1 pseudogene is annotated in these 553 nt (G+C 35.8%); it reads left to right on the top strand.

Features of this window, described 5'->3' with window-relative positions:
- Nucleotides 1–13: 13 nt before the first annotated feature.
- A pseudogene (locus R8O10_RS26935) lies at nucleotides 14–553 on the top strand (hypothetical protein); the annotation flags it as partial.

Here is a 553-nt window from a genome sequence, read left to right as displayed (position 1 = left end):
ATAGGGATTCGTAATGACTTGGGAGTTTATTGAAAGGAAAGAGGCTTTTGATTACATTGGGCTAAATAATAAATCGGTTAATGAAATCGAACAATTCTTACATGGGCGAGTGAGAATTTCGGCTGCACTCTTTAGCAATAAAAAACTATACTTATCAAGACAATCCCTCGTCATGCTTGCGTCTCTGAATGAATATGATCAGAAGCAAGTTGTCAAAGAAATGTATTTTCTTTCATCTAATCCAAGCACACCCTCTGTAGTTAGACACAAACGCAATCCATTGCTTCGAATATTTCGAACTAGGTATCCCTTCAAAAATTATCATTACTTATTAACTTGTATCCTTAGAGACGGGAAAGTTGTAATTCATGATATTGCTTTTGATCGACAGTTGCATGGTAAGTCTATTTTTAAGCATTCACATCAAAGAACCCAAATGTATCATGTGAAGAAAGAAACAGGTAAAAATGGTGAGTATAATGGAGTGCAGAACAATGATGAAGCAAAGTTATTGTTGGCTGAGTGGGACCACACTAAAGCTCAAGTAACTCAT

It is taken from the genome of Vibrio sp. 1727 (assembly GCF_033344415.1).
Classification (GTDB): Bacteria; Pseudomonadota; Gammaproteobacteria; order Enterobacterales; family Vibrionaceae; genus Vibrio; species Vibrio alginolyticus.
The sequence above is the reverse complement of the archived record's forward strand: the minus strand, read 5'-3'. Positions and strand labels throughout refer to the sequence as shown.